General features: G+C 70.8%; 18 protein-coding genes. 3 read left to right on the top strand and 15 right to left on the bottom strand.

Translation table 11 applies throughout. From position 1 onward, the window contains the following. Positions 1-2: 2 nt before the first annotated feature. From ACERM0_RS08440 to ACERM0_RS08420, 5 genes are all read right to left on the bottom strand, one after another. Positions 3-1,769: an ABC transporter permease gene (locus ACERM0_RS08440; protein ID WP_373678133.1), complete on the bottom strand. Its 1,767-nt coding sequence runs from the start codon at positions 1,767-1,769 to the stop codon at positions 3-5. A 101-nt stretch (positions 1,770-1,870) separates the two neighbouring features. Further along, a complete protein-coding gene (locus ACERM0_RS08435) occupies positions 1,871-3,166 on the bottom strand; it encodes a CaiB/BaiF CoA transferase family protein (protein ID WP_373678132.1) in 1,296 nt (431 codons plus the stop codon). 66 nt (positions 3,167-3,232) lie between these two features. Next, positions 3,233-4,114, bottom strand: coding sequence for a PaaX family transcriptional regulator C-terminal domain-containing protein (locus ACERM0_RS08430; RefSeq protein ID WP_373678131.1), 882 nt, complete (start codon positions 4,112-4,114; stop codon positions 3,233-3,235). Between the two features lie 129 nt (positions 4,115-4,243). After that, positions 4,244-5,350, bottom strand: coding sequence for an ABC transporter substrate-binding protein (locus tag ACERM0_RS08425; protein ID WP_373678130.1), 1,107 nt, complete (start codon positions 5,348-5,350; stop codon positions 4,244-4,246). A gap of 145 nt (positions 5,351-5,495) precedes the next feature. Further along, complete coding sequence (locus ACERM0_RS08420; protein WP_373678129.1) at positions 5,496-6,476, bottom strand: amidohydrolase family protein; 981 nt, start codon at positions 6,474-6,476, stop codon at positions 5,496-5,498. A gap of 118 nt (positions 6,477-6,594) precedes the next feature. Between ACERM0_RS08420 and ACERM0_RS08415 the strand changes: the two genes are divergently transcribed. Continuing rightward, positions 6,595-7,575 carry an amidohydrolase family protein gene (locus ACERM0_RS08415; protein ID WP_373678128.1) on the top strand — a complete coding sequence of 327 codons (981 nt, stop codon included), beginning with the start codon at positions 6,595-6,597 and terminating at the stop codon, positions 7,573-7,575. A 481-nt stretch (positions 7,576-8,056) separates the two neighbouring features. Here ACERM0_RS08415 and ACERM0_RS08410 read toward each other — a convergent pair whose 3' ends face one another. Next, positions 8,057-8,902: an arylamine N-acetyltransferase gene (locus tag ACERM0_RS08410; protein WP_373678127.1), complete on the bottom strand. Its 846-nt coding sequence runs from the start codon at positions 8,900-8,902 to the stop codon at positions 8,057-8,059. An 82-nt stretch (positions 8,903-8,984) separates the two neighbouring features. On the opposite strand from ACERM0_RS08410, the gene ACERM0_RS08405 reads away from it, so the two are divergent. Continuing rightward, the gene (locus ACERM0_RS08405) at positions 8,985-9,773 is read left to right on the top strand and encodes an NAD-dependent epimerase/dehydratase family protein (protein ID WP_373678126.1); all 789 of its coding nucleotides are present in this window, start codon (positions 8,985-8,987) and stop codon (positions 9,771-9,773) included. Positions 9,774-9,789: 16 nt separating this feature from the next. Here the strand turns inward: ACERM0_RS08405 and ACERM0_RS08400 are convergent, their stop codons facing one another. The 6 genes from ACERM0_RS08400 to ACERM0_RS08375 all read right to left on the bottom strand — a co-directional run bounded on the left by ACERM0_RS08400 (position 9,790) and on the right by ACERM0_RS08375 (position 16,193). Further along, positions 9,790-11,100: a folylpolyglutamate synthase/dihydrofolate synthase family protein gene (locus ACERM0_RS08400; RefSeq protein ID WP_373678125.1), complete on the bottom strand. Its 1,311-nt coding sequence runs from the start codon at positions 11,098-11,100 to the stop codon at positions 9,790-9,792. 5 nt (positions 11,101-11,105) lie between these two features. Next, positions 11,106-11,978 carry a bifunctional methylenetetrahydrofolate dehydrogenase/methenyltetrahydrofolate cyclohydrolase FolD gene (folD, locus tag ACERM0_RS08395; protein WP_373678124.1) on the bottom strand — a complete coding sequence of 291 codons (873 nt, stop codon included), beginning with the start codon at positions 11,976-11,978 and terminating at the stop codon, positions 11,106-11,108. Positions 11,979-12,059: 81 nt separating this feature from the next. Continuing rightward, positions 12,060-13,466 carry an aminomethyl transferase family protein gene (locus tag ACERM0_RS08390; protein ID WP_373678123.1) on the bottom strand — a complete coding sequence of 469 codons (1,407 nt, stop codon included), beginning with the start codon at positions 13,464-13,466 and terminating at the stop codon, positions 12,060-12,062. Between the two features lie 93 nt (positions 13,467-13,559). After that, on the bottom strand, positions 13,560-14,429 hold the full coding sequence (gene purU, locus ACERM0_RS08385) for a formyltetrahydrofolate deformylase (RefSeq protein WP_373678122.1): 870 nt from the start codon (positions 14,427-14,429) through the stop codon (positions 13,560-13,562). 16 nt (positions 14,430-14,445) lie between these two features. Continuing rightward, positions 14,446-15,351 carry a methylenetetrahydrofolate reductase gene (locus tag ACERM0_RS08380; protein WP_373678121.1) on the bottom strand — a complete coding sequence of 302 codons (906 nt, stop codon included), beginning with the start codon at positions 15,349-15,351 and terminating at the stop codon, positions 14,446-14,448. 68 nt (positions 15,352-15,419) lie between these two features. Then, entirely contained in the window at positions 15,420-16,193 is a 774-nt protein-coding gene (locus ACERM0_RS08375) for a GntR family transcriptional regulator (RefSeq protein ID WP_373678120.1), read from the bottom strand. A 489-nt stretch (positions 16,194-16,682) separates the two neighbouring features. On the opposite strand from ACERM0_RS08375, the gene ACERM0_RS08370 reads away from it, so the two are divergent. Continuing rightward, positions 16,683-18,206, top strand: coding sequence for a tannase/feruloyl esterase family alpha/beta hydrolase (locus tag ACERM0_RS08370; protein WP_373678119.1), 1,524 nt, complete (start codon positions 16,683-16,685; stop codon positions 18,204-18,206). 65 nt (positions 18,207-18,271) lie between these two features. On the opposite strand, the gene ACERM0_RS08365 is transcribed toward ACERM0_RS08370, so the two are convergent. The 3 genes from ACERM0_RS08365 to ACERM0_RS08355 form a co-directional block, all read right to left on the bottom strand. Next, positions 18,272-18,889: an MBL fold metallo-hydrolase gene (locus ACERM0_RS08365; protein WP_373678118.1), complete on the bottom strand. Its 618-nt coding sequence runs from the start codon at positions 18,887-18,889 to the stop codon at positions 18,272-18,274. 59 nt (positions 18,890-18,948) lie between these two features. Continuing rightward, positions 18,949-20,070 (bottom strand): 5-methyltetrahydropteroyltriglutamate--homocysteine S-methyltransferase, encoded by a 1,122-nt coding sequence (locus ACERM0_RS08360; protein ID WP_373678117.1) that lies wholly within the window; start codon positions 20,068-20,070, stop codon positions 18,949-18,951. A 92-nt stretch (positions 20,071-20,162) separates the two neighbouring features. Next, positions 20,163-21,407: an MFS transporter gene (locus ACERM0_RS08355; protein WP_373678116.1), complete on the bottom strand. Its 1,245-nt coding sequence runs from the start codon at positions 21,405-21,407 to the stop codon at positions 20,163-20,165. Positions 21,408-21,409: the final 2 nt, after the last annotated feature.

Here is a 21,409-nt window from a genome sequence, read left to right as displayed (position 1 = left end):
GGTCATCCAACCCCTCCGATCTTGGTTTCGATGCCCCACTTGCTGCGTCGCCGGGTATAGGCCGTCACGAGCACCAGGACCGTGCTGGTGATAAGGACGAGCACCGTGGAGAGGGCGGCGAGCATGGCGTAGGAGCCGCCTTGGTAGACCTCGAGGATCCGGAAGCCCACCACCGGGTTGCGGGTGCCAGCGAGGATCGCCGAGGCCGTCAGGTCCCCCGCCATGCGGATGAACAGCAGGGCCCACCCGGCGACGAGCCCCGGGACCATCAGCGGGAGGTAGACCTTGCGGAAGGTCCGCCCACGACCCGCACCCGACACGTGGGAGGCCTCGGGCAGCTCCTTACCGACCTGGCCGGCGGCGGCGTCGGCGGCCACCGAACCCTGCGGCATGTACAGGGCGAGATAGCCCATCAACAGGATGATCAGCGTTCCGCCGAGGCGGAACGGAGGTCCGGCGAAGACCAGGACCACACCCACGGCGATCACGATGTTGGAGATGGCCGCTGGCAGCTTGATCGAACCGTCGAGCACCCGGGCGAAGGTGCTGCGGGTCCGGGCAACGAACAGGGCGATGACGGCCGCCGCGGTGATGCCGATCAGGCCGCCGCCGACGCCGAGCAGCAGGCTGTTGCGCAGGGCCCGCTGCGTGACACGGTCGCCGAACACGGCCCGCTGGAACGCGTCGGTCGACAGGTCGCCCCAAGCGATGTCGGGCGTCCAGAAGCCGTTGAGCGACACCAGCACCAGGGCGCCGATGGGCAGCACGGCCGCGATCATGACGTAGGCGAGCATCAGCAGCCGGGCCGGCCACCGCCACCGGCCAAGCTCGATGCGCTTGGTCTTGTGACCCTTGCCGCCGACGGTCGCATGGCGGCCCGCCCGCAGCAGCCGCAACTGGACCGTGTAGGCGATGGCGACGAAGAGCACGACGAAGACGCTCAGGCCGATCGCGACGTCGGTCTCCGGTGGGTAGGTGAACGACAGCAGCCGCACGATGCGCACGGCGAGGACGTCGATGCCCGCCGGGGTGCCGACGATGGCCGGCAACGAGAAGATCCCGAAGCCGGTCCACACCATCAGCAGCACGGCGGCACCCATCGACGGCGCCATCGCCGGCAGGGTGACCTTGCGCAGCGTGCGGACCAGGCCGGCGCCGGACATGCGCGACTGCTCCTCGAGCGCCGGATCCATGTTGCGCAGCCCGGCGGACAGCAGCAGGAAGGCGTACGGGACCTGGTAGACCGCGTAGATCGCGATCAGCCCGTACCAGCTGTGGATGTCGAAGGGCCCCTCGGCGAGGTTGATGCCGAACAGCCCCAGGAAATCGCGCAGCCACGCATTGAGCAGACCGGCCCGCGGCGAGAGCAGCAGGACCCACCCGACGGCGCCGGCGACGGGGGGCAGGAGGAACGGCAACAGCGGCAGCGCGTCGGTGGCGAAGCCCATGCGGGCGTCGGTGCGCTCGTTCAGCCAGGCGAACACGGCACCGATGAGCAGCGCGATGACGCCGCTGACGGCGACGGCGACGACGGTGTTGGTCAGCAACCGGGCGAGGTCCGGGACGGCCAGGGTCGCCCGCAGTGGGGCCAGCGTGAGGGCACCGTCGACGTAGAAGAGCCCGAGTACGACGCGACCGAGCGGGATGATCGCCAGGCCGGCGAGGGCGAGCGCGAGGACGACGCTGAAGGTTCCGAAGGGCGACAGGTTGCGTACGGCCAGGCCGAGCCGCTGCAGGGGTGTCGTCGGTCGAATCGTTGCCGTCGCCATGCCCATCCTCTCCCAACGGGCCGACGACCTCGCGGCCTCCCAGCGACCCGCGTACGAAACAGTACGTCGAAGCGTGACGACCGTCAATAGTCCGCCGACATTTACTCGGCGGTGTCGGCCTGCCCGATCGCCCCTTGGCTGCGCAGTGACGCGAGGCGTTCGTCGTCGTAACCCAACAGGCGCTTCAGGACGTCCGCAGTGTGCTCCCCCACCCGGGTCGGGAACATCGGCGCGAACCCCGTGGACGCGTCCGAGAAGCGGATCGGGACGCCCGCGGTCCGCAGGTCCTCGCGCGCCCCGTGCACTGGATGGACCAACGGATCGGTCTCGCCCCGGGCGACCACCTCGGGTGCCGCGACGGCGTCGATCGGGGTACGGACCGGGGCGGCCGGTACGCGCTCGGCCTCCAGCGCGGCCACCGTCTCTGCCACGTCACGATCGCTCGACCAGGCGGCAATGAGGTCCTCGAGCTCGCTCGCATTGGCCACCCGCGCGTCGCGGGTGGCGAACCGTGCGTCTTGGCCGAGTTCCGGGCGTCCCATCGCGCGGAACAGCCCGTTGGCGAGGGGGTCGTGCACGGCGACCAGCGCGACGTGACCGTCGCGGCACGGGAACACGCCGAAGGGGCACAGTCGCTGCAGCGTCGGTCCGGTGCGCAGCGTCATGCCGGCCAACTCCATGGCGCGCCAGTTCTCGACCGCCACGAACGACGTCAGCGCGCCGAGCATCGAGACGTCGACGTGCTGGCCGCGTCCGGTCCGCTCCCGCTGCTGCAACGCGGCGAGGATGCCGATGACGCCGAAGACCGGCGCCAGCAGGTCCGCGACCGGCAGTCCCAGTCGCACCGGCGGTTCGCCCTCGGCACCGCTCGCGTACATCGCGCCGCTCATGGCCTGAATCAGGATGTCCATGGCCTTCGCGCCCTGCGAGGCCCCGGCCCCGAAGCCGCTGAGGGAGCAGTACACGATCCCGCGATTGACCTCGGCCGCCGCGCCGTAGCCGATCCCGAGCCGGTCGGCCGTGCCGGCGGTGAAGTTCTCGACCACGACGTCGCTGGTGGCGACAAGGTCGAAGAAGACGTCGCGACCCGCGGGCTGTTTGAGGTCCACCGCGATCCCGTACTTGCCGCGCGCACGCGACAGGTGCGAGACCGACAGGTCGTCCTCGTGCCGCCGCTCGACCACCACGCCGTCGCGGCCGACGTAGGGGCTGTTGTCGCGGGCGAGGTCGCCGTGCACCGGCTCCTCGAGCTTCACCACCTCGGCGCCGAGGCCCGCCAGAAGCAGCGTGGCGTACGGGCCCGACAGGGCACGCGTGAGGTCGACGACCCGAAGGCCCGCCAACGGCTGCTCCCCGGCCGTCTCGTCACCGTCGGCTGTCGATCCCTGGAACGTCATCGTCGTCAACCTCCCGACATCAACGTTACACAGTTTCCTGCCGGGCGTCGACGTTCTTGACGAATGTTACGAGGCCGATTCTGGCGCCGGCAGCTCGGCGGGCGGCAGCGCGTCGAGGATCTCCGCGAACCCGGCAGCGGCGTCGTCGCCGATCTCCTCGAGACGCTGGCGGAACAGCTCGTAGGCCCGGAGTGCCGGCCAGTCGGCCGGCAGGTAGGTGACCGGGAGCTCCGGGTCGTCGACGAGGATCTGCTGCCACTCGGTGAGCAGCCGGACCTGGGCCGCCAGCGCGGTCGTGCCGGCCCGCCAGTCGTCGCCGCCCCATCGCAGCAGGAAGTCCCGGTACTCCTGCGCGATGACGCCGAGGTCCCACGCTTCGCCGACGATGCGGTGCAGGTCGGTGGGTGGCGCGGGCCGGGCGACGAACACCTCGACGTGTTCGTGCAGGTCCAGGGTGTCGAGCATCCCGGTCGCGTCCACGTCGCCGGGGGCGATCCACAGGCCGTTGCGCAGCAGGCCGAACCCGCTCCAGGCCAGCGCCGTGCGCAAGTTGTGCCGGAAGGCGCGCTGGTCCTCGGGGATGGAAAAGCTCAGCAGCGTCCACACGTTCTCGGGCTGCACGCGCACCGGCGGCGCGAACAGCCGGTTCGCCCCCTCCTCGAGCACCGTCATCAGGCGGCCGGTGAGGGTGAAGTATGCCTTGCGTCCCACGCGGTGGCGGCGCAGGTGGCCACGACGGACCATCCTCGCGAGGGTGGAGCGGGCCGCCTGCGTGGAGACCCCGAGCTGCTCGAGCGCCGCGATGAAGGTGCCCGAGGCGACCGCGAGGTCACGCCCGGCGACGTGGTGTCCCAGCATCGTGAACAGCAGTGTCTGTGGCCGCAGGCCCTCCGCGGCGTACTGCCGCAGCGCCTCCTTGCGGTCCGCCCGGATCCCAACGTCGGTCATCGATGCTCCCTGGCCCACCATCGAACTCTTCCCCGTCGGCGTGTGCTCCTGCCCCGCCCCGCACCCAACGCTAGCGGCGGGCGCCGCCCGGGTGGGCCGCCGCGAACGTGCGGCGGCCCCCCGGGTGGCTCAGTTATTCACGCCCAGCAGTTCGTAGATCAGGTCCTCGTTCGCCAGGGCGGCGTTGTTCGGACGGCGGTAGTCCTCCGGGAGGCCGCCGCCGTACGGCGAGGCGGTGTTGTACGGCAGCGTCAGCAGTTCGTTGCCTTCCTGGGTCATGATGAACCAGGCGAACAGCCGCGCCGCGTTCGGGTTGGCCGCCTCGGTGGAGATGCCGACGGCGATCTCCGAGCCCGTCGTCACCGACGGCGAGCCGTAGGCGACCGGCGCGCCCTCACCGGCGAGGTTGTCGTAGATCGCGCTGACGGCAGGCGTGGCGTAGATGACCTCGCCGGCCCCGACGGCCTGGGCGGAGGGCACGGCGCCCGGCGTGAAGATCGGGTCGTTTTCACCGATCGAGCGCAGGAAGTCGTCGCCGTACTCCTCGCGGATCAGGTCCCAGAAGAACAGGTTCGCGACCGACGTGGTCGGGTCCGAGATCGCGATCCGGCCGCGGTTCTCCGGGTCGGCCAGCACGTCCCAGTCCGCGGGCTCCTCGGCCTCGTTGGTGTTGTAACCGATGACGGTCGGGTTGATCGAGACGATGGCGGAGGCCCCGTCACGGATCACGAACTCCTCCGGGAAGTCGCCGTAGTCGGGCAGACCCGCCTCGGAGAGCGGCGTCAGCCAGTTCTCCTCGAACGCCTCGGTGAGGAACGGCGAGTCGGAGACGAGGATGAGGTCGGCGGCCGGAGCGCCCGATGACGCCTCGGCGCTGTAGCGCTGCGCGAGGTCGGCGCTGACGAGCCGGACGAAGTCGACCTGGATGTCGTAGCGGCTGCTGAACTCGTCCGCGATGCCCTGGGCGATGCTCTCGTCGGGCACGCTGTAGAAGGTCAGGCTGCCCTCGGCCTCGGCCGCCGCCACGAGCTCCTCGAGCGCGGCATCGCCGCCTGCGGCCTCGCCCTCGGCGCCGTCGTCGGCCGTGTCCCCGTCGTCACCCGCGTCGGTCGTGGGCTCCTCCTGGGTCGCGGCGTCCTCGGCCGGTGCGTCCCCGCCGTCGGTCCCGCCGCACCCGGTCGCCGCGAGGGTGAGGCCCACGGCGGCCAACAGCGCGAGCTTCTTGGATGTGCGCATCTGTCTCTCCCTGTCCGACCCGGCGCGTGTCCGCTGCCGTGCCGCTCCCAGTGGGTCCCGTGCTCTCGACTCGCCGCCCGTCTGCCAGGAAGGCGAGGTGGATCGTGTGGTGCTCGCCAGGCTGCTGACGAGGTCGTGCTCGGGATCAGATCCCGAACAGCTTGCGTGCGGTCTCGCCCCGGACGGCGTCCTTGTGCGCCTCGGGCACCCGGTCGTCGATGAGGGCGAGGAACTTCTCCATCCCGCCGAGCCCGCCGTACGGGTAGTCCGAACCGAACAGGACGTTGTCCGGCCCGAAGACTTCGAGCGTCAGGTCGAAGGCACCGTCCGAGAACGCCATGCCGTCGACGTAAATGCGACGCAGGTACTCGCTCGGCACGATGTCGGGCGACTCGCGCTGGTAGTCGAGGCGTCCGGCGATGAAGGGCAGAAAGCCCCCTGCGTGCGACCCGAGGATCGACAGCTGCTGGTAGCGGTCGAGGAAGCCGGTGTTGATCATCCGCTCGATCGCCAGCGTGGTGTCGTAGTGGAACCCGACCGCGTTGCTCATGCCCAGCTGGGCCGCCACCTCGACGCCCGGCGGGGGGCCGGGGTGCACGAGGACCGGCAGGGCGTGCCGGTCGATCTCGGCCCAGATCTCGGCGAAACGCGGGTGGATCAGCGGGTCGTTCTCGATGTTGGCGCAGGTGAACACGCCGACGGCGCCGTGCTCGAGCGCGTAGTCGAGTGCGGCGAGTGCCTCGCTGGGGTACTGCCAGGGCAGCGTCGCGAGGAAGCGGATCCGGTCGGGCCACCGCTGCTGGGCGGCGATCATGTCGTCGTTGGCGATACGGGCCGCACGGGCGCTGACCTCGGCGTCGCCGAAGTTCGCCGACGGGCACGTGAGCGAGACGACGGCGATGTCGACGCCGGCCTCGTCCATCTTCTCCAGCCGCAGCTCCCAGTCGAAGTACGGCGGGTGGGGCGTGTGGAAGGAGTACGGCACCCCGGCCACGTGGATCCGGTCGCGTTCGGGGCTGCGGGCCTTGGTCGGATCCTTGGCCAGGTGGTACCGCGAGGGCGTGCTGCCGAGCAGCTCCACCCACTCCTGCGTGAGCATGTGCGTGTGCACGTCGATGATCGTCATCGCTGTCTCCCAGGCGGCGCGACTCCCGGCGCCGACCGCAAAAACAGTAAGCTGGATCATTGCGCACGTCAAGGAAATGCACTACATCTTTCGCATGGACCAACCGGGAGAGCCGTCCATGCCTGTCATCGATGTCCACACCCACATGCTCGTCGACGGCTACGTCGAACGCCTCGCGGCCCACGGCGGTCGGTACGAGGTCCGGCAGGTGGCCGAGCACCACAACGGCCACCGAGACCCGATCATCGCGATCCGTGACCTCGACTACGGCGTGAACGCCCCTTGGTCGGCGATGTACGACTGGGAGCTCCGGCTGCGCAAGATGGACGAGGCCGGCGTCGACGTCGCCCTGGTCTCGTTGACCGCCCCCCAAGCCAACTGGGGCGACGCGGAGGTCAGCACCGGCACGGCCGCGATGGTCAACGACGCACTCGCCGAGCAGCACGCGCAGAATCCGGACCGGATCCGGTTCCTCGCGACCCTGCCCTGGCCCCACCCCGACCGCGCTGTGGTCGAACTGCGGCGTGCCGCCGGACAGGGCGCCGTCGGCGTCACCGTCCTGGCCAACATCGACGGCGTGACGCTGGCCGCGCCGGAGTTCGAGCCCGTCTGGCGCGAGATCGCCGAACTCGAACTCCCGGTCCTCATACACCCCACGGCACCGCCGGGGGTCGAGCAGATCGCCCGTCATGGGCTGCACAACGCGGTGGGCTTCCACTTCGACACGACCCACGCCCTTGAGCGGCTGGTCGCGCTGGGCCACCTCGAGCGGTACCCGACCCTGCGGGTCATCGGCTCGCACGCCGGCGGCTTCCTGCCCTTCGTGCTCGGGCGCATGGAGATGTACCGCACCGTGTCGACGCGGTCGCCGCGGGACTATCCGGGCCAGCTGTTCGTCGACAGCCTGGCGTTCTCGCCCGAGGCCCTCGACCTGACCGTGCGGAAGATGGGCGCCGAGCATGTGCTGTTCGGTTCCGACTACCCGCACAACGGCGACGTCGACCGGATGGCGCGCTTCCTCGGCATGGTCGACGCCCTGTCCCCCGACGAGCAGGCCGCCGTCCGGGGCGACACCGCCGCGAAACTCTTCACGCGCTGACACGTCGGACGGGCGGCCGCGACCGGCAGGGCGCTACCGAGCCCGGCCGGTCGCGATCGCCGGTGGTCAGGACGCGAGCCGGTAGGTGCCCCGGTCGCGGACGTCCCAGGGTCACAGCGTGGCCGTCGACGTCACCTCGACGAACCAGGCGTCACCGAGCCCCCGGTACTGCTCGGCGAGGGCTGCGGCGCGGGCGTTGAGTTGCCCCCCCGAGGTGCTTGCCCAGCATCCCGTCGCGATGTGTTCGAAAGCACCTCGACGCCCGACATATCCGCGTGGATGAGGAACAGTGCCCGGGGCTCCCGCAACACCTGCGCAAAAAGTAGGCACCCGCAAGACGGTCACGACGAAAATGCGGCAGTTCGCGCGGCCGCTCCCAGTCTGCGCACACCTCGCTGGCCGACGCCAAACGATCAGCGTCGAGTTCCCGACGAAGAATCCACTGCTACACCGTCGTGTTGCTGCGGAGCACTCCCCTGCGCTACCCGCTGGCGCCCGACCTCAGCCGGTCGAACAGGGCGTCGAGGTCCAGCTCGGCCGGCAGGGTGATGGCCAGGTCGTGTTCCAGGGCCGCGCGCAGCGCCGCGACGTCCGTCAGCGGTCGTCGCTCGGTGCGGCCGTCGGCGTGGCGTACGACCAGGCGGAGGTTCGTCAGGGCGATGCGCCGGCCTTCGGCGGCCCGCGCGCCCAACAGCGCCGTGCTGAAGCGCGACGCCGGGTGGGTGGCCGTGTAGTGGTTGACCACCTCGAGGTCGACCCGTTGCTGCGGCTCCAGGGTGAACTCGTAGGCGGGGCGCCAGCCGTCGTCGCGATGGACCTGCAGCGTGAGGAGCTCGCCGTCGCGGAGCAGCCGGCATGGCTCGTGGGCGGTGGCCTGGACCCGGCCCGGCGCCATGGCCAGTGGAGACGTAGGGGTCGGCCCACCGAAGCCGACGTCCACCAGGTAGGCCGCCGGTCCGATCCCGACGCGCAGCACCTGGTGGGTTCGTGGCGGGCACGTGCCGTCAGGACGACCCCAGCGCACCCGTGCGAGCAGTGCAGCGACGTCGTAGCCGAGTGCGTCGAGCACCGTGTGCAGCAGGCCGTTGTGCTCGAAGCAGTACCCGCCGCGCCCGTGGTGGACGAGTTTGTCCAGCAACGCCGCCGGCTCGAGCGAGACCGGTCGGCCGAGCAGCGGGTCGAGGTTCTCGAAGGGAATCGTGCGGGTGTGTCCCTCGACGATCCGCGTCAGCGTGGGCAGATCCGGCGCGACGTCGTCCTGGATGCCGATGCGTCGCAGATAGGCGGCCACGTCGACGGCGGCGGTGCGACGGATGGCAATCGGCATGGCGGCAGCGTAACGCCGGACGGGCAATGGAACCGCCATGAGCCAGACGACTACGGTCGCGCCCCCGCATCGAGGAGATCAGATGGAACGCCTGCTGCTGACCGGTGCCGCGGGGCGCGTTGCGACGCTGCTGCGGCCGCGCCTGGCACGTGACGGACGTGCGGTCCGCCTCCTCGACGTCGTGCCCCTCGACGACCTGCGCCCCGGCGAGGAAGCCGTGCAGGGTTCGGCGGGTGACCCCGAGACGCTGCGCGAGGCCTGCGCCGACGTCGACGCGGTCGTCCACCTCGCCACCGTCGCCACCGGTCGCCCGATGCAGTTCGACGCGGCGCTCGAGGACCTCGCTACGACGCACGCCGTGCTCGAGGCTGCCCGGCAGTCCGGTATCACCCGGGTCGTGTACGCGTCGTCGAACCATGCCGTCGGCTTCCATCCGCGCGGCGAGGAGGACGCGCCGGACTGGCTGTTCCCGCGGCCCGACACGTTCTACGGGGTCGCCAAGGTCGCGTCCGAGGGGCTCGCCTCGCTGTACGTCGACCGCTACGGCATGGACGTGGTCTGTCTGCGGATCGGCACGTGCCGGCCGGAGCCCGACGACGTCCGGTCGCTGGCCACCTGGCTCTCCCCCGACGACGCCGCTCGCCTGGTCGAGGCGGCGGTCACCGCCCCGTCGCCCGGCTTCCGCGTGGTGTGGGGCGTGTCGGCCAACACCCGCAACTGGTGGAGTCTCGCCGAGGCGCGCCGGCTCGGCTACGACCCGCAGGACGACGCCGAGGTGTTCGCGGACGCGATCCTGGCCCAGCACGGCGACCCGGACCCGACCGCGGTCGACCACCGCTACCTCGGCGGGGCGTTCACCACGCGGACCTAGCGGCACACGCCGTCGCTCACGCGACCTGCGGCGAGCGCCCCGGTGACCACTCCTGCCGCAGCAACTCGCGCGCGGCAGCGACCAGCCGGTGCGTGCCCGTCACCAGGATCCGTCCGTCGGGACCGACCTGGCGCTCGGCGGCGGTCAGGGCTCGTGTCACGGAATCGACCGGCGCGAGCGACCGGGGAAGGCCCGCCGCCCCCGGGTGTCCATCGGGTGCGTCGGACGTCACGAGGTACGCCGCGCTGGTCAGCGGAAGCAGCGGCCGGACGAAGCGCTCCAGGTCGCGACCAGGGGATGCGCCCACCACCAACGCGAGGGGCACGCCACGGCCCCACGTCGCCATCGTGTCCGCCAGCGCGCGGGCGGCGTCCTCGTTGTGCGCGACGTCGAGTACGACCTCCGGACGCCCGGCGTACGCCAGGCGTTCCGTTCGACCGGGGACCCGTGCACGCAGTAGCGCCTCCCGCGTCCTCGCCACGTCGAGCGGCCGGTCCGGGCCGAGCACCGCGGCGCCCGCCGCCAACGCGAGCGCGGCGTTGACCGCCTGATGCACGCCCCGCAGCGCGATCCACAGCCGATGTTCCGTCCCGGCGAGCCGGACGGCGAGGTCCTGGCCTGCGCGGGCGTCCCGTCGTGCGACGACCTCGACGTGCTCGCCGTACGTGAGCAGGCGCGTGCCCACCGCCGCGGCCCGCTCCGTGACCACCGCGGAGGCGGCCGGATCCATCGGCCCGACGAGCGCGGTTGCCCCCGGCTCGAAGATGCCCGCCTTCTCCGCGGCCACCTGCGCCGTGGTGCTGCCCAGTTCCGGGTGGTCCAGCCCGACGGACGCGACGACCGCCACGTCCCCGTGGTGGACGTTGGTGGGGTCGAGGCGCCCCCCGATGCCGACCTCGACCACGGCGACGTCGACCCCGGCGTCGGCGAACAGCACGCACGCCGCGGCCGTCATCAACTCGAAGAACGTCACCGGTTCTCTGAGCCGCGCCTCGACGACCGCGACGGCCGCCTCGACGCGGTCGAGCGCCGCCAGGAGCGCCGTCTCGGTGACCGGCTCACCGTCGACGACGATCCGTTCACGGACGTCCTCGAGGTGCGGGGAGGTGAAGGCCCCGACGCGCAGTCCGTGGCCCTCCAGGACCGCGCTGGCGAGGCGCGTCACGGTCGTCTTGCCGTTGGTGCCCGTGACGTGCAGGCAGCGGTAGCGATGCTGCGGGTCCCCGAGCAGCCCGGTCAGTGCACGCATCCGGTGCAGGCCGGGCCGTCGTCCGTAGCGGCGCCGCCCGAAGTGCACCGCCAGGCGATCGTCGAGTTGCGAGGTCACCGGGGTCAGCGCCGCGGGAGGCCTCGGCGGAGGCGGGCGGCCTCGAGGGTGTTCTGCAGCAGCATCGTGACGGTCATGGGGCCGACCCCACCGGGGACCGGGGTGATCGCCCCGGCGACCTCGGCGACCGCGTCGAAGTCCACGTCACCGACGAGCTTGCCGTCGTCCCCACGGTTGGTGCCGACGTCGATCACCGTGGCACCGGGCCGGACCATCTCGGCCGTGATCAGCCCGATCCGGCCGACCGCCGCCACGACCACGTCGGCGCTGCGGCACACCGCGGCGAGGTCCTTCGTGCGCGAGTGCGCCAGCGTGACCGTCGCGTCGTTGCCCTTGAGCGTCAGCAGGTTCGACAACGGGCGACCCACGAGGTTCGAGCGCCCGACCACGACGACGTGCGCGCCGACGGTGTCGACGCCCGCCTCGCCGAGCAGCTCCAGCACGCCGTACGGCGTGCACGACAGGAACGTCGGATCGCCGACCGCGAGCCGCCCGGCCGTGTAGGGGTTGAGGGCGTCGACGTCCTTGGACGGGTCGATCAGCTCCTGCACCGGCTGCGGGTCGAGGTCGTCGGGCAGCGGCAGCTGCACGAGGATCCCGTCGATCGCGTCGTCGGCGTTGAGTTCGCCGACGAGCGCCTCGAGGTCGGCCTGCGAGGTGTCGTCGGGCAGTTCCAGCTGGCGGCTGTACATGCCGGCGGCCTCGGTGGCGCGGTGCTTCATCCCGACGTAGACCTGCGAGGCCGGGTCGTCACCGACCAGCACCGCCGCCAGTCCCGGCTGGATGCCGTGCTCGGCCTTCAGCCTTGCCACGTCGTCCGCGATCCGCGCCCGCACCTTCTGTGCGAGTGCCTTGCCGTCGATGATCCTGGCGGTCATGGCGTTCCTCGATCGAGCGTCGGGGACATCGGTCGACGGAACCGGGGGCCGGAGCGTGCCCGGCCCCCGATCTGGCGTCGGTCAGGCGCGACCGGCGGTGCGCCAGCCCTCGGCGTAGTGCTCGCGGGCCTCCCGCGAGTAGGGCACGGGGCTGACGGTGGCGCGGATCTCGATCTGGCGGTGTGGGCGCTCGGCGCTGAGCTTGCGGGTCCCGCCGTCGGGCTCGCCCCAGACGACCTTCACCTCGGTGCCGACGTCGATCGACGGGTCGATGACCGCCAGCGACAGGAAGGTGCGCTCGTTGAAGGTGTAGCCGGTGAACAGCGACAGGCCGGCGTCATTGCCGTCGTGGAGGACGCGGTCGTAGCTAGCCGATCCGTACACGCTCTGGGGCAGGTCGAGGTACTTGTAGGGCACCTCGTCGCTGAACAGCGAGGCCCAGGTCTTCAGCACGTCCTCGGCGTTCCAGGCGAGCGTCACCTTGCGCCGCTGCGACTCCTTGTCCATCGACTCGAGGGCATCGCGGCCGACGAAGTCGTGGTCGAACTTCACCATGTGGCCGTATCCCATCTCGTACGGCGTCAGGTAGTAGTCCTCGATGTCGTCCGAGACGTAGCTCCCGGCGATGGTGCCGCCACGCCCCTCGAGGCTGTTGGCCGGCAGCCAGTCGCGATAGCCCTCCATCTTCCCGCCGGTGTAGACGGCCGGCAGCGGTGAGGGGATCCAGCCCGACTCGATGGTGTTGGTCGAGTAGGCGCGGGCACCGACCGGGCGGATGCCGAACTCCTCACCGGCCTCGAGGATCGCGTCGCGGACCTCGTCGTACTCCTCGTAGGGTCCCCACACCTCGAGACCCGGCTGCCCGGCCATGCCGTGGCGCAGGGCCGGCAGGCGCCGTCCCGCCATCTTGACGGTGTCGAAGTTGAAGAACTTGATGTCGGGCAGGTCGCCGCCGGTCAGCTTGCGGATGAGTTGCTCGGCCTTCGGGCCCTGGATCTGGAACCGGTACTGCTCGCGGGTGACCGGCTTGCCCAGCGTGATGGACGGCGCGCGCGGGTCACGGGTGATCTGGACGTCGTAGCCGCCCGACTCCGCGTTGTAGTGCAGCCAGTTCGGTGCCGGCGAGCGGCCGACGAACTCGTAGACCTCGTCCTCGAGGTGGAACAGGATGCCGTCGCCGATGACGAACCCGTCGTGGCTGACCGGCACGTACTGCTTGGCCTTGCCGACGGCGAAGTTGTTGAACGTGTTGATCCCGAGGTCGCGGAGCAGGCGCTCGGCATCCGGACCCTCGATGAACATGTTGTCCATGTGCCAGGTCTGGTCGTAGAGGATGCAGTCCTCGGTCCAGGCCCGCTGCTCGTCGATCCAGTTGGAGAACTCCGGCGGCTTGGTCGGGTAGACGTACCGCCCCACCTGGTTGTTTCGCAGCAGTTCCACGGGGTTGCCCGCGCTGCGCAGCAGATCGTTCAGGCTTTCCTTGCTCATGCCACTTCCTCCGTCGTCCGCGGTGTCACCAGTTGCTCCCTCGTACCGGTGGCGGTCCCGAGGCCGACCACCGGCCCTTGCAAGATGCGGCGGTCAGAACACGACCGTCGTGTTGCCGTCCCGGAGGACCCGGTCCTCGGCATGCCACCCGACGGCACGCGCGAGTACCTGCCGTTCGACGTCTGCGCCGAAGCGCTGCAGTTCCTTCGCGCTCATGGCGTGGGAGACCCGGATCACGTCCTGCTCGATGATCGGACCCTCGTCGAGATCCTCGGTCACGTAGTGCGCCGTCGCGCCGATCAGTTTCACGCCCCGCTCCTTGGCACGCTGATAGGGCGAGGCGCCCATGAACGCCGGCAGGAACGAGTGGTGGATGTTGATGATCGGGACCGCGACCTCCTCCAGGAAGTCGCCCGAGAGGATCTGCATGTAGCGCGCCAGCACGACGAGGTCGACGTTGTCCTTGAGGAGCTTCAGCTGCTCGCGTTCGGCCTCGGCCTTCTCGCCCTTCGGCACCGGGACGTGGAAGAAGGGGATCCCAAAGCGGCGCACCTCTTCGCTGAGGTCGGGATGGTTGGAGATCACCATCGTGATGTCGATCGCCAGCTCGTCCCGCCGGTGGCGCCACAGCAGGTCGAGCAGGCAGTGATCGAGCTTGGACACCATGATGGCGGTGCGCTTGCGCCGCTTGATCTCCACCAGCGCGCAGTGCATGCCGAAGCGCTCCTCGACCTCCTCGCGGATCGTCGCCTCGAGCTCGGCGCGCCGCGCCGTCAGGCCGGGCAGATGGAACTCGGTGCGCTGGAAGAAGCGGCCGCCCTCGGGGTCGCTCGAGAACTGGTCGAGCGAGACGATGTTCGCGCCCGCACGGCTGAGCGTTCCCGACACGGCGGCCACGATGCCGGGCTGGTCGGGCCCCTGGATGATCAGGCGGCCGATGTTCGGGTCCTCGAGCTCACGCATCACAGTCCCTTTCCGCTCAGGCGCGCACCGACGCCAACAGCTTCTGCCGCCACGCCTCCGTGCGCTCGAGCTCGTTGAAGGTGAAGATGTGCAACCCGGCCACATGGGTCTCGGCCCGAGCCAAGGCCTTGCCCAGCCGTCGCAGCAGTCGCGTCGGGTTGTACCCACCCGGCAGCAGCAGTCGCCAGACCAGGTTCTGCTGCTTCTGCAGGAACCGCGCCGACTGCCCCAGTCCGATGCCGGCGGAGATCCGCATCAGCTTCTGCCGGTTGACGGGGCCAGGCAGGCCGAGATGGATCGGCACGTCGACGCCGGAGCGTGCGAGCTGCGACGCCCAGGAAGCGATCGTGTCCGGATCGAAACAGATCTGCGTGATGATGCGATCCGCGTGGGTCGCCTTCTGCCGCAACGCGGCGTCCAGTGCGGCCTCCGGGATGCTGGCGTGCCCTTCCGGGTAGCCACCCACACCCAGGCTCTCGTAGCGGAACCCGATGCCGTCCAGCGCGTCGATCAGGGCCTTGGCGCTGTCGAACGGCCCGTGCGGCTCGGGCGCGTCACCGCCGATCACGAACAGGGAACGGACGTCGACGTCGTCGAGGCGCTCGGCGATGCGCCGGAGGTGATCCTCGCCCTGCACCAGCCGGGCCGCCAGATGCGGCGCGACCCGGTAGCCGTCCTGCGCCAACGCGACGGTGAGGTCGAGGGTCGCGTCGAGCCCTCGGCTCTCGGTGGCGGTGACCGTCAGGGGCACGTCCTTGGGGACGTGCCGCTTGACGGACGCCTCCGTCTTCTTGAAGGGCATGACCTCATAGCTGACGTTGCCGATGAGGCCGGCCACGTCGATCGGGGCGGCGACCGTTCGCGGCGCCGGCCGCTCGTCCGCTTCGGACGGTCGGCCACCCGTCAGAGGACCCTCGCTCATCGATGCTCCCGTCTCTGCCTCGACCACGTCGACCGTAGTGGGTGTTCGCCAAATTGTAAACAATTTCGTCAGCCAGACGCGTCGCGCCAGGTGCCCGGCGGGGCAGCGGCGCGGACCAGCGAGCCGCCGGGCATCACCGTCGCCAGGGGCTCGTCGGCGGCCAGCGCCTGCTCGAGGTTGCGGCGGGCCAACCGTGCGTGCTCCCTCGCCACCGCTTCGGCACGCGCCCCCTCGCGGGCGGCGATGGCGTCCACGATCGCCCGGTGCTGTTCCTGGGCGACGGTCATCCAGCGGCGCGCGCCGCGGCCCTGGGCGCTCACGAGGGCATTGGGCGAAGCGAAGGGCAGGGCCAACACGTGCTCGAGCGACCGCTCCAGGACGGCGCTGCCGGCGAGCCCCAGCAGCAGTGCGTGGAACCGTTCGTTCAACGCGACGTAGTCCTCGAACACCCACTCGGTGCCGCCGTCATCGTGGAGGAGCCGGTCGGCCTCCTCGACGACCTCCCGCAGCGGGAGCAGGTAGGCCGGTTCGTCCAGCCGTTCGGCGGCGAACCGGGCGGCCGTGCCCTCGAGCACTCCGCGCAGTTCGATGGCATCCGCGACGTCCTCGACACTGAAGTCCTGCACGACGTAGCCGCCGGATCCGTGCTGGCGCACGAGCCCCTCGTGCTCGAGGCTGATGAGGGCCAGCCGCAACGGCGTGCGCGACACCCCGAGCCGCTCGCACAGCGGGATCTCCGCGAGCCGCTCACCAGGCGCGAACGCGCCGCCGAGCAGCAACTCGCGCAGCGCCAGCAGCGCCTTGATCCGCTGTGAAGCGGGTGGCTCCTGGAGTGAGCTCACGACGGTGGCTCTCCCTGCTCGTCGCTCTGTGCCGGCGATCTCGGCGCCGTCGCTCGCACGCCGGCCGCCGCACACGATCTGGCCAGCGATCCTGGCACAGCCCACGACTGCATGCAAGAGACGAATGGGCGGCAGGCCGTCACGGGCCATGCTCGCCTGTAGAACCCGTCCCAGCATCTCCTATAGAGGCTTTTCCATGCCATCCGTCCCAGCCGTCGCCTGCCGTAAGCATGTGCGATCAACGCACATTCCTGTCGTCATGCATGCAATCAACCTTGGTCTTGGCAGGCGACGGATGGTCGTCAAACAAATTGTTGACAAGATTGTGCCGCTTCCTAGGCTCCGACTAGTACGAACCGCACGGTCCGTAGGGCTACTGGTGGGTGGAGCCCACCAGAGGAAGGGAGAGCAATGCGCGCAGTAACTGCTGTCCGGGCGCGGGCGAGCCGCTGGCGAGGGAGCCTGGCGGCGCTGTCGGCCGTCGGCCTCGTGGCGACAGCGCTGCCGGCCGCGGCAGCCGCAGACACCCCGTGCGAGGACCTCGCCGGCACGACGATCGACGCCGCCGACATCGGCCTGCCCACGTCGGGTGCGCAGGTCACCTCGGCACGGGAGTCCACCCAGGGCGCCACCGCGCCGTACTGCCTCGTCGAGGGCCGGATCGCCCCGGTCGACCCGGAGGCGCCCGACATCCGCTTCCGGGTGAACCTCCCGACGGCCTGGAACGGCAAGGCCGTCCACTTCGGGGGCGGCGGCTACAACGGAACCGTCGTGGCGGGGACCGGGAGCGTCCCCTCGGCCCCGGTCGGGACCGCCACGCCACTGCAGCAGGGCTACGCCACCTTCGGCAGTGACTCCGGGCACAGCAGCACCGTGCACCCGGGCGGTTCGTTCGCCCTGATCGAGGAATCGCTCGTCAACTTCGCCTACGCGGCGCTCAAGAAGACGCGCGACGTCGCGGTGTCGCTGATCGAGGCCCACTACGAGCGCGCACCGGAGCAGACCTACTTCGTCGGCAGCTCACAGGGTGGGCGCGAGGGGCTCACGGTGGCCCAGCGGTTCCCGACCGACTACGACGGCGTGTTCAGCCGGGTCCCGGTCGTGAACTTCACCGGACAGCAGTTGTTCGTCAACGCGCTCGCGGAGCCGATCCTCACGGGCGGCTGGATCGATCCCGCCGGGGTCGACCTGCTCCACGCGACGACCCTCGCGACCTGCGACGGGCTGGACGGGCTCGAGGACGGCATCATCAGCCGCCCACAGAACTGTCACGTCGACTTCCAGGCGCTGCTGTGCGAGGCCGGCGAGGCCACGGGCTGCCTGACGCAGGCGCAGATCGACGTCGTCGAGCAGTTCCACGCCCCGATGGTGCTCGACTACCCGCTGGCGAACGGCGTGCCCGGCTACCCGGGCTTCCCGGTCGGTGGGGAAGGCAACGACTGGCGTCAGTGGGTGATGGGCGCCAACGGCAACCCCGGCTTCACGGTGAGCCTCGGCGCCGACTTCATCCGCTATTTCGTCGCGCAGGACCCCGACTTCGACACCGTCGGCTTCGACCCCAACGCACCCGAGTGGCGCGAGCGGATCCTCGCCGTCTCCGAGATGGTGGACGCCACCGACCCCGACCTGTCGGCCTTCGCGGCGAGCGGCGGCAAGCTCATCCTGCAGGAGAACCTCGGCGACAACGGCCGCAGCGCCCTCGCCGGGCTGGACTACCACGCCTCGGTGGTGGAGACGCTCGGCAAGGGCCGCACCGACAAGTTCTTCCGCGCCTACGCCGTCCCGAAGGCGGACCACGGTGGTGGCGCCGGACCGAACGATGTCGACTGGCTCGAGATCCTCGACCGGTGGGCCGCCGACGGCGAGGCTCCCCGCGACGTGGTGCTGCAGGAGCGCGGCACCGACCGCACCCGCCCGGCCTGCGAGTGGCCGACCTGGTCCCGCTACTTCCGCGGCGACGTGGACGACGCCGCGAGCTTCCGGTGCATGAAGGCGCCGGGCTTCAAGGGCTGACCGGACCGGGCGAGCCGCACGCGGGGCGGGCCGGACGGTCCCGCCCCGCGTGTCTCGCCCGACGCTCAGACCTCGAGGGTCTGGCCGTCGTCCAGCACGGCCACCTCGGCGATCGGGCACTGCTTGGCGAACAGCTCTGGGTCGGCGAGGAAGTGGTCGTAGTGGACCGGCACGGCCACACGCGCGCCGCTCGCCTCGACCATGAGGTAGGCGTCACGCGCGCTGCAGCTGGGCCCGGCGATGGGCGTCGCCAGCACCTCTGCACCGACGCCGCGGAGGTCCTTCGCGTCACCGGGGTGCAGCAGCCGGCCGTCGATGAGGAAGCCGAGGTTGGGCGGCCCCGGTCGGCCGTCGACCAACGGCATGTGCGGCAGGTCGTAGGCCGCCACCGGCACCTCGGCGGCCGCGAAGGTCGTGCCGCCCTGCACGGTGTTCGCGGCGCTCCCGATCATCGAACACACGGACGCTTCGGCGAACACCGGCACGCCTCGCTCGAGCAACGGCCCGACCCACTCCTCGCCGAAGTGGTCGGGGTGCTCGTGCGAGTACAACGCGGCGTCGATGCTGCCCAACTCGTCGAGCGCTCGCGTGCGCGTCACGTGGTAGCCGGCGTCCAACAGCAGGCGGGCGCCGTTGTCGGCTTCGACGACGAGGCAGGACTGCCGATACTTGGTGATGCGCACGGTTCTCGCTCCTCAGCGGCGGGCGTCGGACTCCTCACGACGGTACGGCTGGTGGTGCGTCACCCCCAGATCTCCTGGGCCGTCTCGACGACCAGCTCGAGCTTGGCGCGCTGCTCGTCGAAGGTGAGGGCGTTGCCCTCCACCGTCGACGAGAAGCCGCACTGCGGGGACAGGCACAACTGCTCGAGGGGGACGAACCGGCTGGCCTCGTCGATGCGGCGCTTGAGGTCGTCCTTCGACTCGAGCGCGGGTCGCTTCGTCGTGACGAGCCCGAGGACGACCTGCTTGCCGGGCGGTACGTACCGCAGCGGCTGGAAGCCGCCGGAGCGTTCGTCGTCGTACTCGAGGAAGAAGCCGTCGACGTCGAGGTCGTTGAAGAGCGCCTCGGCGACGAAGTCGTAGCTGCCCGATGCCGCCCACGACGACCGGAAGTTGCCCCGGCACAGGTGGGTCGTGACGCGCAGGCCCTCAGGGCGATCGGCCACCGCTTCGTTGAGGTGCCGGATGTAGTGCTCGTGCTGGTGTTCGGCGTCGCCGCCCAGGTCGGCGATCCTGGCGCGCTGCGTCGGGTCGTTGAGATAGGCCAGGCTGGTGTCGTCGAGCTGCAGGTAGCGGCAGCCGCGTTCGGCCATCGCCTGCAGTTCGTGGCGGTAGGCGCGGGTCAGATCCGCCCAGAACTGCTCCTCGTCGGGGTACACGTCCGGATCGATGGCCGCTCGGCCGCCCCGGTAGTGCACCATGCTTGGCGACGGGATCGTCAGCTTCGCGACCATGCCGGCCTCGTCGGCCAGCGACTTCGTGAAGTCGAAGTCGTCGGCGAAGATCGGCTCGTCGAGTCCGACCGGTCCGGTGACCGCCAGTGCCGCGGCGGTGAAGTCGAGGCCACCCTCCTCGTTCTCGAAGTGCACCTCGATCTTCCCGTCCGCCTGCGTGATGCCGCCGAGCCGGTAGATGAAGTCCATGTGCCAGGAGGTCCGCCGGAACTCCCCGTCGGTGGCGGCCGACAGCCCCACGCCGCGTTGCAGCGCGACGACCTCACGGATGGCGTCGTCCTCGACAGCACGCAGTTCCGCGGCGTCGAATGCTCCGGCCGCGTGTCGCTGGCGCGCCTCGAGCAGGCGTGGTGGGCGCAGCAGGCTGCCGACGTGGTCGGCACGGAACGGCGGCGGTCGGTCGTTCATCTCGTGGTGGCCTTTGCCTCGACGCCGTTCACCTTAGGGGGCGAGGACGTGTGCGACGCCCGTCCCGTCGGCGGCCGATGGCACGCGGCGGGTCAGATCGGCGACGCCGGCACCTCCTCAGCTTCGTCTTCGTGCTCCGGCGGGACCAGCGCCCTGGCGAGGACGGCGCTGGCGAGCAGGGCGCCGGCGGCGATGGCGAGCGTCGCCCGCTCCGGCAGGAAGCCGAGCAGGGCAACGGCCGGCAGCACGGCGGCGCCGACGACCTCGGAGCCGAAGACGGGCCAGACGACGGCACGGCCGGGATCCCCACGCAGCACGGCTTCACCCGGGATGATCGAGAGCGCCAGCGGGAGGGCACCCAGCGCGAGGCCGCCGAAGGCGAACAGGACCGCGGGCGCCCAGACGGGGGCACTCCCGCCGGCGAGCAGCAGGCTGAGCCCGAGGCCGGCGGCGCCCCCGACGGCCGTGCTGGTGCCGAGGGCCAACGCCCGGCCGACCCGGTCGGAGGCCATCGGGACGAACAGCGCCGCCAGCCAGCCGCCGATGCCGAAGGCACCGACGATCGCACCGGCGGTGTCCGGCGTCACGTCGAGGGACGCGACCACGACGCTCGGGCCCGTCTGGCTCACCACGTTCAGCCAGCAGGCGAAGAGGATGCCGAAGACCGTCGCCAGGGCGATGTTGCGTCGACCATGGCGCGCCAGAACGGTGCGTGCCTGCTGCCGCCGCTGCGCCGAGGTGGTGTGCTCCGCCTCGGGGGTGCTCGGTGTGACGACCCAGAATGCCGCGGTCGCGACCAGGAGCAGCACGGCGGCCGTGAGCAGCGCCGCACGCCAGTCGGCGCGGACGGCCACCCCCAACACGACGATGGGTGCGAGCAGACTGCCCAGGAGGCGGGTCGCGGAGAACATGATGCCCGCGTCGAGGCCGCGCCGCCGGCGGGGCGCCCAGGCGAAGATGAGCCCGGTCAGCGGCGGCGCGACGGTCCCGGCGAAGACGCCCCCGAGGAACCGCAGGAGGATGAAGGCCGGCCAGCCGCCCACCAGAGCGGAGCCGACGTGGACGATGGCCGCACCGCCGGCCCCCAACGCGATGCGGGTCCGGTCGGAGAGCCGGCCACTGAGCCAGCGACCGATGCCCATGGCGACGGCCCACCCGAGCCCGATGGCGAGCGGGACGAGCGCCAACTGCCGCGGCGCGAGCCCTTCCTGCTGGCGGATGACGACGATCAGGTACAGCGGCGCCAGGCGGTCGAGGAACAGCATGCCGAACACGAGCGCGCCACCGCCAACGGCGCGCACCTCCGAGCGGACCGGTGCCTCCAACGACGCCCCCAAGC

Source organism: Egicoccus sp. AB-alg2, from assembly GCF_041821065.1.
Lineage (GTDB): Bacteria > Actinomycetota > Nitriliruptoria > Nitriliruptorales > Nitriliruptoraceae > Egicoccus.
The sequence above is the reverse complement of the archived record's forward strand: the minus strand, read 5'-3'. Positions and strand labels throughout refer to the sequence as shown.

What these genes read in the sequence shown, in the direction of transcription:
- folD (WP_373678124.1), bottom strand. Translation starts at nt 11,978, where the DNA reads ATGACCGCCAGGATCATCGACGGCAAGGCACTCGCACAGAAGGTGCGG.
- ACERM0_RS08435 (WP_373678132.1), bottom strand. Translation starts at nt 3,166, where the DNA reads ATGACGTTCCAGGGATCGACAGCCGACGGTGACGAGACGGCCGGGGAG.
- ACERM0_RS08380 (WP_373678121.1), bottom strand. Translation starts at nt 15,351, where the DNA reads ATGAGCGAGGGTCCTCTGACGGGTGGCCGACCGTCCGAAGCGGACGAG.
- ACERM0_RS08425 (WP_373678130.1), bottom strand. Translation starts at nt 5,350, where the DNA reads ATGCGCACATCCAAGAAGCTCGCGCTGTTGGCCGCCGTGGGCCTCACC.
- ACERM0_RS08410 (WP_373678127.1), bottom strand. Translation starts at nt 8,902, where the DNA reads ATGCCGATTGCCATCCGTCGCACCGCCGCCGTCGACGTGGCCGCCTAT.
- ACERM0_RS08390 (WP_373678123.1), bottom strand. Translation starts at nt 13,466, where the DNA reads ATGAGCAAGGAAAGCCTGAACGATCTGCTGCGCAGCGCGGGCAACCCC.
- ACERM0_RS08415 (WP_373678128.1), top strand. Translation starts at nt 6,595, where the DNA reads ATGCCTGTCATCGATGTCCACACCCACATGCTCGTCGACGGCTACGTC.
- ACERM0_RS08360 (WP_373678117.1), bottom strand. Translation starts at nt 20,070, where the DNA reads ATGAACGACCGACCGCCGCCGTTCCGTGCCGACCACGTCGGCAGCCTG.
- ACERM0_RS08430 (WP_373678131.1), bottom strand. Translation starts at nt 4,114, where the DNA reads ATGACCGACGTTGGGATCCGGGCGGACCGCAAGGAGGCGCTGCGGCAG.
- ACERM0_RS08420 (WP_373678129.1), bottom strand. Translation starts at nt 6,476, where the DNA reads ATGACGATCATCGACGTGCACACGCACATGCTCACGCAGGAGTGGGTG.
- purU (WP_373678122.1), bottom strand. Translation starts at nt 14,429, where the DNA reads ATGCGTGAGCTCGAGGACCCGAACATCGGCCGCCTGATCATCCAGGGG.
- ACERM0_RS08440 (WP_373678133.1), bottom strand. Translation starts at nt 1,769, where the DNA reads ATGGCGACGGCAACGATTCGACCGACGACACCCCTGCAGCGGCTCGGC.
- ACERM0_RS08405 (WP_373678126.1), top strand. Translation starts at nt 8,985, where the DNA reads ATGGAACGCCTGCTGCTGACCGGTGCCGCGGGGCGCGTTGCGACGCTG.